Origin of the sequence: Saccharopolyspora antimicrobica (assembly GCF_003635025.1) — a bacterium.
Taxonomy (GTDB): Bacteria; Actinomycetota; Actinomycetes; order Mycobacteriales; family Pseudonocardiaceae; genus Saccharopolyspora; species Saccharopolyspora antimicrobica.
Window position 1 is genome coordinate 2,683,123 of record NZ_RBXX01000002.1, and the last position, 12,111, is coordinate 2,695,233.

Here is a 12,111-nt window from a genome sequence, read left to right on the forward strand (position 1 = left end):
TCGGCGCGACTTCCGGAAACTGCCTTTACCGCATTGATTCGCAGCTCGCGCTCCCACTCCCCGGTCGGCGCCAAGACCGAGGGGGCGCCGGGTGGAATCGCGGGGAGAGCTGCTCGCCGCCAGCGATGTGCTGCTGTTCGTCAACGCCGCGATCACCGCGACCGGTCAGCGCGAGTTCCACACCGGCGCCGACGAGCAGCAGCTGTCCCTGGCGTTCCTGCACGAGTACATGCTGGTCAACTACCGGGACCTCTACGCAGGGGTGCTGGCGCTCGACATCAACGACCACAACGCGGCGCTGATCGTCCGGCGCCTGCTGGAGACCTCCGGCGAGGCGACCGCCGAGCAGCGCCGCAGCGAAGGCCGGCTGATCGCGGGCCGGCTGGCGCTGCTGCCGCCGCAGCGCGTGTTCCGGCTGTTCAGCGCGCTGCGCCGGGCCAAGGTGAACAACCGCCGGACCCGCGCGATCATGCGCGACTGGCTGGCCGCCCGGCCGGACCCGGCCTTCGACGCGGTGAAGTACCGCGGTGGCATGAAGCGCGCTCTCCGGCACGCGCACCTGACCCCGCCCGGTGACGAGCTGGGCACCTACCTGTTCGCGCCGCTGACCCGCTCGCAGTACGCGACGCCGCTGCTGGAGACCTGGCGCCGCGCGCACTACGAGCAGGCCTCCGTCTACGAGCTGCCGTTCACCGCCGCTGAGGGCTTCGCCGCCAAGCACGGCATCCCGCGCGATGTCTTCCTGGAGCGCATCGCGCCGAAGATGACCCGCTTGGAGACCTTGCGGCTGCAGGAGTCCGGCGCCGCCGAAGCCGACCTGACTCGCATGCCGCTGACCCGGCTGGCGTCCTACGCGCTCGCCCTGCCGGTCGAGGACCGCGTGCGCCGCCGCGACGAGCTGACCCGCGCGCTGCGCGCGGCCGCCGACCGGGTGGCGGGACCGCACCGGGGAACCTGGGGCAAGGTCGCCGCCGTCCTGGACGACAGCTTCTCCGCATCCGGCTCGGGCCAGAAGCGCCGCCGACCGCTCGCCGTGGCCCTGGCCTGCCACTACCTGCTCGCAGCTCTCGCCGACGACTACACCGCTCGGTGGACGTCGGGCCGCACCGACGCGCTGCTCGCCCGCCCGCACGGCGCGACGCCGCTGGGCCGGCGGATCCTCGAGGTGCTGGACACCGGCCCGAACCGGCTGGTGATCGTCTCCGACGGGTGGGACAACGCGCCGCCCGGCCTGGCCGGTGAAGTGCTCCGCGTCTGGCGCACCCGGCTCGACCCGCAGCACCGCACCAGCGTCGTGCACCTCAACCCGGTCTACGACGCGACCGGTTTCGACGTGCGCCGCCTGTCCGAGGTCGTGCCCAGCACCGGCATCCGCGACGCCGAGGACCTGCCCGCGCTGGTGGAGCTCGCCCAGTTCGCGACCGGTCGGACCGGGCTGGCGGAGCTGACCGGCTACCTGGGCAGCCGCGCGGACCGGCTGCTCGGCGGGGAGACGACATGACCGGACTCGACCTGACCGGCCTGGAGACCCGCCCCGCCCAGGTCTGGGGCGCCGTCCGCCTGGTGCCGCTGGTGCGCGCGGAACCGATCGACGATCTCCGGCTGCACCCGCGGATCTACGGCGATTCGGTGGGCGTGGTCGAGGTCGGCCGCCGCAGCACGTACATCTCCTACGTGCCGCACGGGTTCGTCGCCGAGTGGACCGGCGACGGAACGGCGGCCGCCTACGGCACCCAGCTGCCCGGCGACGAACCACCGGCCACGATCCCGCTGCGCTTCCACCGGAAGCTGGCCCGTCGCGAAGCGGCCGGACGGTTGCGGTTCCTGCCCCTGCACCTGGCGCTGGAGGGTTACCTCGCCCTGCACTTCGGCGGCCCGGAGATCGCCTGGTCGGAGTGGTCGCAGCGGGCGCTGCGCCGAGGGCTCTCGCCGCGCGCGGAAGCCGCCTTCTCCGGCGCGGCGGTGCCCGGGCTCGAAGATGCGCTGCGGGTTTTCGAGATCCACCCCGGGCAGTGCGGCATGCTGCTCTACGTCGCCGACGCGCTCGCCGCCGCGTTCGTCGTCCCGCACCCCGACGACTACCGCGCCCTGCACCCGACGCTGGTGCAGGACATGCAAGGTGAGCTGATCTTCCAGTACGCGCTGCTGATGCCTCCGGTCGCGGACTTCCGGGCGAGCATCGCCGACGCACGGATCGACACCTTCGCGGACCTGCGCGCGGCGGCCGACGCCGAAGAGCGCGCCTGGGCGGACTTCCACGACACGACGATGGCGGCGGGCCTGCTGGAGCAGGACTGCACGTGGCAGTCGGTCCACCGGATGGGGCGCTTCGAGCTCGCCCGGTTCCTGCCGGTGTTCCGCCCCAAGGAGGAGAACCACATCGGCGAGGCGATCCTCGACGAGCAGGGCCGGACGGCGTACCTGAAGACGTTCCGGCTCTCCGAGGGCCAGGTCCGCCGGGGCCACCTGCTCAGCCGCCTGGCCGCGCACGGCTGGCACCTGGCCGACACCGCGGCCGATCTCGGCATCGACGAGGCCCAGCTCGGCCTCCGCCTGGAATCCGCGGGCTTCGGCCACCTCCTCCGCCAGGACGTCCTCGACGCCTACCGCAGGCAGGCCCGCCGCTAGGCCGCGGTCAGCGCTGGGCGGCTGCGGCGACCTCGCGCATACCGCGTTCGAGCTCGTTGACCAGGTGTTCGTCGACCGGGTGACCCGCGTCGGCCATCCAGTTCGCCAGCATCCGGTGGCCGCCGTCGGTGAGCACCGACTCGGGGTGGAACTGGACGCCCTCGACCGGCAGTTCGCGGTGGCGCATGCCCATCACGATGCCCGACGCGGTCCGCGCGGTGATCTCGAAGTCGTCCGGGATGGTGTCCGCGCGCACGATCAGCGAGTGATAGCGGGTCGCGATGAACGGCTCCGCCAGCCCGGCGAACACCCCGGCGCCGGAGTGGTGGATCTCGCTGACCTTGCCGTGCAGCAGCTCCGGCGCTCGCTCGACGACGCCGCCCCACACCGCGCCGATGGCCTGGTGCCCGAGGCACACGCCCAGCACCGGCTTGCGCTCCGCGGCGCAGCGCTGGATCAGCTCCATCGTGCGCCCGGCGCGGTCCGGCGTGCCCGGACCGGGGCTGAGCAGGAGCCCGTCGGCGGCTGCCACGTCGTCGTCGGTGACGACGTCGTTGCGCCGCACGACGCAGTCCGCGCCCAGCTGCGCGAGGTACTGCACGAGGTTGTAGACGAAGCTGTCGTAGTTGTCGACGACGAGTACGCGCACGGCGCCAGAGTACGCGGACACCCGCCGCCCCGTCCCGCCGGTTTTCGCGAGGCGGGACCGGGGTCACCGCGTGGTCACCTCGTTGAAGGGCAGCAGCGGGTCGATCGCCGGGAACACCGCGAACAGCAGCAACGCGACCACCAGCACCACCAGCAGCACCGCCTGCAGCGCTTTCGCCGCGGTGCCGCCCGGGAGGTGCCGCCAGATCCACCCGTACATCAGCGTTCCTCCAGCTCGGCGGGGTGCAGTGCCGGGTGTGCCGGGTCCTTCGGGTACTCCGTGGTGAGCACGCCGTGCACGATCAGCCGCTGCTCGGCGGAGAACTCCGGGTGGCAGGTGGTCAGCGTGATCAGCCGGGTGCGCTGGTCGGCGGGCAGCAGGTCGACCGGCCGGCCGGGCACCGGGTGGATCACCTCGCCCTGCGCGGGCAGCACGATGCGACGGCCGTGGGCCTGCTCGTACGGCTCGCCGATCGGCGCCACGCCCTGGCAGCGCGGATCGCCGCCGCGCCCGTCCCAGCCGACGACCTCCTCGGCCATCGGCAGCACGCGGTAGACGTACCAGTGCGTCTCGGTCTCCACCACCACCGGATCGCAGGATTCCAGCTGGTCCAGGTCGTTGAACGGCGCGCCCTTGCCGATCCGGTGCCCGGCAACCGCGAAGTTGCCCCGCTCGCCGGGCCAGGCGGTGCCGGTGTAGTGGCCGGGGCCGCCGGCCAGGGTCGCGCTGTCGGTGCCCTCCAGCACCGCGAACCGGAAGTCCGGCCCGAACTCCGGCAGGTACAGCTGGGCGAAGCCCTCGCCGGTGCTCGGCGGCGGTGGCGGCGCGGCCGGTGGCGGCTGCTGCCACCGGGTCAGCAGCCGGTCGGTGGCCGCGGCCTGCTTGCGGGCGGTGGACCAGTCGGTGACGTAGACCGCGTAGAACACGAAGAGCAGCAGCACCAGACCAGCGGTGATCAGCAGTTCGCCCACCACGCGCAGCGCGGAGCGGGCGCGCCGGCGCTCCGGTGGCGGGGCCTCGGGATGCTCCGGTGCTGCCACAGTTGCGCTCTCCGTCACGGCTCGGACCGCGGGGACTGGTTCGTCTCCGGGCAAAATGACCACAGGCGGGCTCTGGATCGGCTGTGTGATTACGTTAACGTGGTACCTGGAACAACGAACCGATCCGCAGCTGGTTTCGCGGGTCGGCGACCGCCCGAGCACGCGGCACCCGCGGCCGCACCACCTGGCGAGGACACCATGCCGAAGTCCAAGGTCCGCAAGAAGGACTCACCCACCCCGGTGGGCGACCGCCGCACGCCGGTGAAGGCGAAGGCGGTCGGCCCGTCGCACCCCATCTACGTCGTAGTGATGCTGGGGATGATGATCATCGGGCTGCTCTGGCTGGTGGTCAACTACATCGCGGGCGAGAAGATCCCGTTCATGACCGACCTCGGCGGCTGGAACTTCGCCGTCGGGTTCGCCTTCATGATCGTCGGCCTGCTGATGACGATGCGCTGGCGCTGACCGCACCACCGCGATTCGTGACCGAGGCCCGGAGGGCGCAATCCCTTCGGGCCTCACTCATCTCGTCGGGGTATTGACAGCCGGTCGTCGAACAACATGGGTGTAACTCATCCCCAATGGGGATAACTCCTGTGGATAACTCATCGGTAGCGGGTGGATAACGGTGGACGTGCCGAACGGATCGCAGCAGTGGGCGACCCCGGCGGGGTTGGTCGCCACCGGCTGGGTGCTCACCGCGGCAGCCGCCGCCTGGTGGTTCGCCGCCGACTCCGCGGTGGACCGGACGTTCGTCGGAGTTCTCGTGCTCGCCCTGGCCATCGCCTCGGCGCACGCCACCATCTGCCGCCCGAGGCTGAGCGCCGACCGCGAGGGCGTGACCGTGCGCGGGCTGGGCGGTCGGCGGCGCTGGCCCTGGTCAGCGGTGTCGGTCCAGGTCCGCCGCCACCGCCGCTTCGGCCGCGAGGTGCAGTCCTTGGAGCTCGACTCGGACGCCGCCCTGATCATCCTGACCCGGCTCGACCTCGGCTCGGACCCGCAGGACGTCGCCGAAGCCCTCCGCGACTGGCAGCGCTGAGCTCAGGAACCGAGCACGCCGCAGCGGGTCTGCGCGCCGGAGCCGAAGCAGACCACGTTGCCGAACTGCACGTCGCGCGTGATCACCACGGCCAGCAGCACCAACAGCAGCGCGCCCAGCGCACCGGCCTGGATCAGCACCTGCCGGTTGCGGGGCGCGTAGACCAGCGCGCCGGTCGCGAGCACGCCGAGCACCAGACCACCGATGTGCCCGAGCAGCGAGATCCCGGGGATCACCACGCTGGCGACGATGTTCAGCGCGATGACCACCAGCACCGGCCGCAGGCTCACCTTCAGCCGCAGCGCGGCGATGGCAATACCGCCCATCAGGCCGTAGACGGCGCCGGACGCACCGGCCACCGGGGTCACCTCGTCGCCGAACAGGAACACCGCGGCGCTGCCGCCGAGCAGCGACAGCAGGTACACCGCGATGAACCGCAGCCTCCCGAGCAGCAGTTCCAGGTCACGCCCGATCACCCACAGGGCGATCATGTTCATCGCCAGGTGCAGCAACCCGATGTGCAGGAAGCCGGCGGTGAGCAGCCGCCACCACTGGCCGCCCGCGACCAGGATCGGCCACAGCGCGAACTCGTCGAACAGCGGCGCCGTGAAGTTCGCACCGATGCTGCCCGCCTGCACCGCGGTGAGCGCGAAGATCACCACGTTCACGGCGATCAGCACCGGCACCAGGATCGGCTTGGCGGACAACCGCGCACCGGCGACGGTCACCGGCTGCCGCATGCCGCGCTGCCCCTGAGCGACGCAGTCGACGCAGTGCTGGCCGACGGAGGCGTCGCGCAGGCATTCCGGGCACGCCGGGCGCTCGCACCGGGTGCAGCGCAGGCCGGTCGGGCGGTCGGGGTGCCGGACGCAGGTCGGCAGCTGCGGCGGCGCCCCGTCCGCCCCCGGCTGGGATCCGGGCGGAACAGTCACGTGTCAGGACCTGCTCTTTGCTCGGTGGGCGGGACTCAACCGCGCTCGATCGAGACCCTCTCGATGACGATGTCGGTGACCGGGCGGTCAGCCGCACCGGTGGCGGTGTGCCCGATCGCGTCGACCACGTCGCGGGACGCCTGGTCCGCGACCTCGCCGAAGATGGTGTGCTTGTAGTTCAACCAGCTGGTCGCGGCGACCGTGATGAAGAACTGCGAGCCGTTGGTGTTCGGCCCGGCGTTGGCCATGGCCAGCAGGTACGGCCGGTCGAACTGCAGCGTCGGGTGGAACTCGTCGCCGAACTGGTAGCCCGGGCCACCACGGCCGGTTCCGGTCGGGTCACCGGTCTGGAGCATGAATCCGTCGATGACGCGGTGGAAGATCACCCCGTCGTAGAACGGACCGGACTTCTCGCCCTTCGCGTTGGGGGCCGCGTAGTCCTTGGTGCCTTCGGCGAGACCCACGAAATTACTCACGGTCTTGGGCGCCTGGTCGGGGAAGAGGTTGAGCCGGATGTCCCCCTGCGAGGTGTGCAGGGTGGCGGTCACCTTCGTCCCAACGAGCGATCCGTTGTCTTCAGCCACCCGACCATCCTGCCATCGAACAGGCCGATCGCGGTTTCTGGGTGCAGTATGGGCCCCGATGCGTCCAGTAGTCGACCGGCGGACGCCGGGCCCAGGAGGCACATGATGGATGAGGTGAAGGCGATGGCCCGAGCTGGCGAGAGCGTGGGCAAGGCGGTGGGAACCGGCATCAAAACCGCACGTCGCAACGCGAAACGAGCGGGCGAGGTCGGTGTCGCGCTGTCCAGGCATGCCGCCGCGCTGGCCGAGCAGGAACTCGCCAGCCGCGGTATCTCGACCGAGGATCTGCAGGAGAAGCTCGCGCAGCGCACCACCGGCATGTCCCGCGATGAACTCGTCAAGCAGAGCCGCCGGGCGCGCAAGCGGTGGGAGAAGAAGGCCGCGGCGTCCCGCAAGCAGTTCGCCAAGAACACCGCGGTGGCCCGCAGGGAGCTGGCCGAGCGGATCAGCCCGCACAAGCCGAAGCGCCGCAAGTGGCCGTGGGTGCTGCTGGTGCTGGCCGGGCTGGCGGCGGCTGCCGCGGTGGCGTTCTCCCGCCGCCCGGAGGAACTGCCGGTGGCCTCGGCGGACAACGACTTCACCAAGCGCGACACGCCCGCCCGCCACCGCGCGGAGGTGCCCGCCCAGACCGACGGCCAGCAACGGCCCACATCGGAACGCTCCCACTGACGTGAAGGGCACTTTCGGGCGAATCCGCTGCCCGAAAGTGCCCTTTTCTATGCCCTAGATCACAGGGTGGTGTATCGGTTCGCGGCGCGAAGATGCTGGCATGGCTGAACCGATCAGTTACGACCTGCACGCCACTGCGGAAGTGGCCGCGACGGCCGACGCCGTCTACCGAATCGCCAGCGACATCACGCGGATGGGCGAGTGGAGCCCCGAGTGCACCGGCGGCCGGTGGAAGTCCGGTGAGCCCGGCGCCGTCGGCGCCCGCTTCGAAGGGGACAACCAGGCCCGGGGCGACACCTGGACCACCGAGTGCGAGGTGATCGCCGCCGAACCGGGGCGCCGGTTCGTCTGGGAGGTGCTCACCGCTCCCGCGCTCACGGACAACATGGTGTGGTCCTTCGAGATCGAGCCGACCGCGGACGGCTGCGCGCTGACCCAGCGCTTCCGGATGAAGACCCCGCCGAGCCGCCTGCTGGCGATCCGGGACAGCCTCCCGCCGGAACGCGCCGCGACCTTCCCGGAGTTCCGCCGCGAACTCCTCCAGAAGGGCATGCAGCAGACGGTGGACCAGATCAAGGCCGCCGCCGAGAGCTGAGCCGTCAACATGGGTTGACACTCTCCCGTTTGTCAACGTAGGTTGACGTCATGGCAGGAGCTACGGAACTCGCCGCCGCGGCGAGCGATCGCGATCCCCGGGTGGGCCTGCGCGCCGTGGCGGCGCTGCGGAAGCTGCTCGAACAGCTCGAATCGGTGCAGGTCCGCAACGCGCGCAACCACGGGTGGTCGTGGCAGGAGGTCGCAGCGGAACTGGGCGTGTCCAGGCAGGCCGTGCACAAGAAACACGGGAGGTCATGACCATGTTCGAGAGGTTCACCGCAGCCGCCCGCCAGGCGGTGGTCGGTGCGACGGAGCAGGCGCAGCGGCGCGTGCACCCGGAGATCACCGACGAGCACCTGCTGCTCGCGCTCGTGCGGATGCCGACGACCCGCGCCGGCCAGTTGCTCGCCGAGCACGGCGTCGACGAGGACGGCGTGGTCGCGGCCTACGCGAAGGCGCGCAGGCTCGGCGGCCTGAGCGATTCCGACACCGAGGTCTTGCTCGAGCTGGGTATCGACGTGCGCGAGGTCGTGGCGAACGTCGAGCGCTCCCTCGGCCCCGACGCCATGGCCGAACCGAATCGCCGACGGCTGCGGCGCTTCTTCAAAGCGCACAGGCCGTTCAGCGCCACCGCCAAGTCCACGATCGAAGGCGCGCTGCGCGAAGCGGTCGAACTGCGGCACCGGGAGATCGGCGACGAGCACATCCTGCTCGCGCTGCTCAACCGCCGAGGTGTCGCGGCCGACTTCCTGGCCGGACACGACCTGACCCACCAGACCGTCCGACAGGCGCTCCGCAACGCCGCCTGATCACTGCTCGACGCGCTCGGCCGCGCGCTCCGGGGACTGCGCCACCCCGGGGCGCCGGACCAGCGCGGCACCGACGGCGCCCAGCGCGCCGACCACGGCGAACGCGTAGAAGCCCCACGGGTAGGCGATGCCGGCCGTGAGCATCGCGCCGCCGAGCAGCGGTCCGCAGATCGCGCCGATGCGCCCGATCCCGGCCGACCAGCCGAGCCCGGTCGCCCGGTTCGCCGCCGGGTAGACGCGGCCGATGTAGGCGTACACCAGGACCTGCGAGCTGAACACGAAGCAACCGGCGACCAGGACCGCGACGTACACGCCGATCCCGGGCAGCTTGATGCTCAACGCCGCCAGGAAGACCGCCGAAGCGGCGAACCAGCCGATGGTGGACGACCGGGGCCCGACCCGGTCGGCCACCGCACCAGCGATCAGCAACCCGATCACCGCACCGATGTTCAGCGTCAGCAGTAACCCCAGCGCCGCGTCGAGCGGATACCCGGCGGACTTCATGATCTGCGGCAACCAGGTGTTCAACCCGTAGACCAGCAGCAACCCCATGAACGACGTGATCCAGAAGGCGATGGTGGCCCGGGCGAACCCACCGCGGAACAGCGAAGCAACGGCATCGGCCCCACCACTGGCACCGCGCTCCGCCTTGACCTGCTGGAACGACTCCGACTCTGGCAGGTACCGGAGCATGAGCGGCACCAGGACCAGCGCCGGAGCAGCCCCGATGAGGAACATCGCGCGCCAGCCCAGGTTCGGCAGCACGGCGATCCCCAGCAACGCCGTCAGCACGGCCCCGACGTGATACCCGGTCATGATCGTGGTGGTGGCGCTACCGCTCCGACCAGCACGAGCGTGCTCGGTGACGAGAGCGATCGCGGTGGGCAGACAACCCCCGAGCCCAAGCCCGGCGAGAAACCGCAGCAACCCGAACACGAAGACCGAAGGCGCAACCGCGCACAAGGCGGTGAACAGCGAGAAGCTGACAACCGCGAAGATCAGCGCCTTCCGCCGCCCGATGACATCGGTGATGGTCCCGATGGCCAGCGCACCAATGGTCATCCCGACCAAACCGGCAGTCGACACAAGAGAAGCACCAGCCGCGGTCAACCCCCACTGCTGCCCCTCGAGCAGCACCGGAAGCACGCTCCCGAGCACAACGAGGTCGAACCCGTCCAACAGCACAGCGGTCCAGCAAAGCGGCAAAACCCAACCACTCCGCCCGGCAGAACCCCGCCCGGACATAACCCAACCTCCCTGCCCCACTGCAGAAAACCCAGTGCAGGGATGCTGCCCCCACAAGGACCACGGCCGGCGCAGGAACCTTCCACCCAGTAAAAGCACCGAACGTGCTGCCCCACACGACGAACGTCACCGCTGAACCACCAGTGCTGATACCCAGGTGCACTTGACGAGGAGAAGTACCGGAACGCGCGGGGTCGCGCCGGGTTCAAAGCGGCAGGTGGTCACGTACCGGGTGTAGCGATTTCAATTGAAATCGGCGACGTTCCCGACGAAGCCCGCAGTACCGAAGCAAGCCGATTTCAACCAAAATCGCAGAGGTCCGGCACCTCTATGACGGCCACGGACGGCCACGGCAGACCCCGCCACACCACGAGTGCCCCGGAGCGAGGGGCTGGTCGGTGAGCAGGCCGGGAACGCCACCCCACGCAAGGAGCCCACGAGAAGCAACCCCCGCACCGTGGGGGGCTTGGGGGGTTCGACCCCCCAAAATAATGACGTAGAGATAAAGCGAAAAAGCCCCCGCAAAGCGGGGGCTTTGAGCACACTCCAGCCAATCTCTACGTGGAGACGAGGGGAATCGAACCCCTAACCCCCGCCTTGCAAAGGCGGTGCTCTGCCAATTGAGCTACGTCCCCTGGCCGTCGCCGCGCCAGGTCGGTTGATCGGCGGTGGCGACGAGAACAGCCCGGCGCGGCGAAACCGGACCGGGCTGGTTCAGCTGTCTCGCCGGGCGATCAGGCCTCGGCGGTGGCCTCGCGCCAGAGGTCGGCCTCGGCCTTGGCGGCGCGGTTGCGCCGAACCACGAACAGCACGACTCCAGCAACTGCGGCGAGTGCGAGCAGCTTCTTCACTTCCGGTCGCCTCCTTGCACGCGGCGCGCGGCCCGTGACGTTCGGGTTGTAAGGGTTTCCAGTGGGCCTAGAAGGACTTGAACCTTCGACCTCTTCGTTATCAGCGAAGCGCTCTAACCGCCTGAGCTATAGGCCCTTGTTGTGATTCAAAGACTACAGGACGCCTTCCGGCCCTTCGAACGGGGGGTCGTGTTGCGCCGCAGCGGCGTGGCGATTCCGGCCCGGTGGACCGGAATCGCCACGTCAGCGGCTTACTCCCGCTCGGACAGGGTGATCTCGACGCCGCCGGCGAAGTCGGCCGCCACGTTGTAGATGAACGCGGCCACCGTCGCCAGCGCGGTCACCAGCACGATGTTGATCGCGCCGATGATCGAGGCGACGCCGAACACCCGGGCGGCGCTGATCAGCGGCTCGGCCGCCGCGTCGTCCGGCTGGGTCAGCTCGCTGAAGGTGCCGTTGAGCTGATCCCACACGCCCATGCCGTCGAGCACGCCGTAGAGCACCGCGACCGCGATCATCCAGACGAAGAACAGCGCGACGCTGAGCACCAGCGCGAGCTTCAGCACCGACCACGGGTCGACCCGCTTGACCTGCAGGCTGGCCCGCCGCGGTCCGCGGCTGGGGCGGCGCGCCGACGGTGTCGACGCGCGCGGCCCAGCGGCACCGGTACCGGCCCCGGTGAACGAGACCTGGGTCCGGGCCGACGACGGCACCTTGGTGCGCACCGTCTCCTGGTCCACGGACTGCTTGGGGATGGTCTGCGTGTCGTCGACGTCCGGCACCTCGGCGACCACCGGGGTGGCCTCGGGGGCCTCCCCGCCGGTCGACGCCGACGCGCGCTGCCACGGCGGCGGCGTTTCCGTGCCGTTCAGCTCCTCACCGCTGGGGCTGTCGGCCTCAGCGGCCACCGGGGCGGTCTCGGTCTCCGCCTCGACGGTGCTGTCGACTGTCTGCGTGCTGGCCGAAGCCTGGTCCGCGTCCTTGTGCGGGCCCGAGGACTCCGGCTTCTCGGAAGATGTCACGAGCGATCCTTCGGTGATCGTCGGCGGTGTGCGGCGTGGTCTCCCA

The 12,111-nt window shown here is 70.4% G+C and carries 15 protein-coding genes, 2 tRNA genes and 1 pseudogene; 8 read left to right on the forward strand and 10 right to left on the reverse strand.

Features of this window, described 5'->3' with window-relative positions:
- Positions 1 to 91 precede the first annotated feature (91 nt).
- Positions 92 to 1,501, forward strand: coding sequence for a hypothetical protein (locus ATL45_RS13175; protein WP_093150631.1), 1,410 nt, complete (start codon positions 92 to 94; stop codon positions 1,499 to 1,501).
- On the forward strand, positions 1,498 to 2,628 hold the full coding sequence (locus tag ATL45_RS13180) for an ARPP-2 domain-containing protein (RefSeq protein ID WP_093150634.1): 1,131 nt from the start codon (positions 1,498 to 1,500) through the stop codon (positions 2,626 to 2,628). Before ATL45_RS13175 ends, ATL45_RS13180 begins: the two co-directional genes overlap by 4 nt.
- A gap of 7 nt (positions 2,629 to 2,635) precedes the next feature.
- Here ATL45_RS13180 and ATL45_RS13185 read toward each other — a convergent pair whose 3' ends face one another.
- From ATL45_RS13185 to ATL45_RS13190, 3 genes are all read right to left on the reverse strand, one after another.
- The gene (locus ATL45_RS13185) at positions 2,636 to 3,277 is read right to left on the reverse strand and encodes an aminodeoxychorismate/anthranilate synthase component II (protein WP_093150639.1); all 642 of its coding nucleotides are present in this window, start codon (positions 3,275 to 3,277) and stop codon (positions 2,636 to 2,638) included.
- A gap of 63 nt (positions 3,278 to 3,340) precedes the next feature.
- Positions 3,341 to 3,496 (reverse strand): hypothetical protein, encoded by a 156-nt coding sequence (locus tag ATL45_RS38825; protein ID WP_093150644.1) that lies wholly within the window; start codon positions 3,494 to 3,496, stop codon positions 3,341 to 3,343.
- Positions 3,496 to 4,317, reverse strand: a complete 822-nt coding sequence (locus ATL45_RS13190) for a class E sortase (RefSeq protein ID WP_093150648.1) — start codon at positions 4,315 to 4,317, stop codon at positions 3,496 to 3,498. Before ATL45_RS13190 ends, ATL45_RS38825 begins: the two co-directional genes overlap by 1 nt.
- A 198-nt stretch (positions 4,318 to 4,515) precedes the next feature.
- Between ATL45_RS13190 and crgA the strand changes: the two genes are divergently transcribed.
- Together crgA and ATL45_RS13200 are read left to right on the forward strand one after the other, a co-directional pair.
- Entirely contained in the window at positions 4,516 to 4,782 is a 267-nt protein-coding gene (crgA, locus tag ATL45_RS13195; RefSeq protein ID WP_093150652.1) for a cell division protein CrgA, read from the forward strand.
- Between the two features lie 169 nt (positions 4,783 to 4,951).
- Positions 4,952 to 5,356, forward strand: coding sequence for a PH domain-containing protein (locus ATL45_RS13200; RefSeq protein ID WP_246025317.1), 405 nt, complete (start codon positions 4,952 to 4,954; stop codon positions 5,354 to 5,356).
- Positions 5,357 to 5,358: 2 nt separating this feature from the next.
- Here the strand turns inward: ATL45_RS13200 and ATL45_RS13205 are convergent, their stop codons facing one another.
- Positions 5,359 to 6,288: a rhomboid family intramembrane serine protease gene (locus ATL45_RS13205; RefSeq protein ID WP_170210229.1), complete on the reverse strand. Its 930-nt coding sequence runs from the start codon at positions 6,286 to 6,288 to the stop codon at positions 5,359 to 5,361.
- 35 nt (positions 6,289 to 6,323) lie between these two features.
- Entirely contained in the window at positions 6,324 to 6,872 is a 549-nt protein-coding gene (locus ATL45_RS13210) for a peptidylprolyl isomerase (RefSeq protein ID WP_177241941.1), read from the reverse strand.
- A 105-nt stretch (positions 6,873 to 6,977) separates the two neighbouring features.
- On the opposite strand from ATL45_RS13210, the gene ATL45_RS13215 reads away from it, so the two are divergent.
- The 4 genes from ATL45_RS13215 (at position 6,978) to ATL45_RS13230 (ending at position 8,947) form a co-directional block, all read left to right on the forward strand.
- Positions 6,978 to 7,541, forward strand: coding sequence for a hypothetical protein (locus ATL45_RS13215; RefSeq protein WP_093151508.1), 564 nt, complete (start codon positions 6,978 to 6,980; stop codon positions 7,539 to 7,541).
- Positions 7,542 to 7,641: 100 nt separating this feature from the next.
- Positions 7,642 to 8,136 (forward strand): SRPBCC family protein, encoded by a 495-nt coding sequence (locus ATL45_RS13220; protein WP_093150661.1) that lies wholly within the window; start codon positions 7,642 to 7,644, stop codon positions 8,134 to 8,136.
- A 50-nt stretch (positions 8,137 to 8,186) separates the two neighbouring features.
- A complete protein-coding gene (locus tag ATL45_RS13225) occupies positions 8,187 to 8,396 on the forward strand; it encodes a helix-turn-helix domain-containing protein (protein ID WP_093150665.1) in 210 nt (69 codons plus the stop codon).
- On the forward strand, positions 8,393 to 8,947 hold the full coding sequence (locus tag ATL45_RS13230) for a Clp protease N-terminal domain-containing protein (protein ID WP_093150668.1): 555 nt from the start codon (positions 8,393 to 8,395) through the stop codon (positions 8,945 to 8,947). The genes ATL45_RS13225 and ATL45_RS13230 overlap by 4 nt, the downstream gene beginning before the upstream one ends.
- On the opposite strand, the gene ATL45_RS13235 is transcribed toward ATL45_RS13230, so the two are convergent.
- The 5 genes and pseudogenes from ATL45_RS13235 to ATL45_RS13250 form a co-directional block, all read right to left on the reverse strand.
- Positions 8,948 to 10,192 (reverse strand): MFS transporter, encoded by a 1,245-nt coding sequence (locus tag ATL45_RS13235; protein WP_093150670.1) that lies wholly within the window; start codon positions 10,190 to 10,192, stop codon positions 8,948 to 8,950.
- Positions 10,193 to 10,754: 562 nt separating this feature from the next.
- A tRNA-Ala gene (locus ATL45_RS13240) sits at positions 10,755 to 10,827 on the reverse strand.
- A gap of 108 nt (positions 10,828 to 10,935) precedes the next feature.
- Positions 10,936 to 11,043 (reverse strand): annotated as a pseudogene (locus ATL45_RS39325) (DLW-39 family protein); the annotation flags it as partial.
- Positions 11,044 to 11,105: 62 nt separating this feature from the next.
- Positions 11,106 to 11,179, reverse strand: a tRNA-Ile gene (locus ATL45_RS13245).
- Positions 11,180 to 11,294: 115 nt separating this feature from the next.
- On the reverse strand, positions 11,295 to 12,065 hold the full coding sequence (locus ATL45_RS13250) for a DUF3566 domain-containing protein (protein ID WP_093150673.1): 771 nt from the start codon (positions 12,063 to 12,065) through the stop codon (positions 11,295 to 11,297).
- Positions 12,066 to 12,111 lie beyond the last annotated feature (46 nt).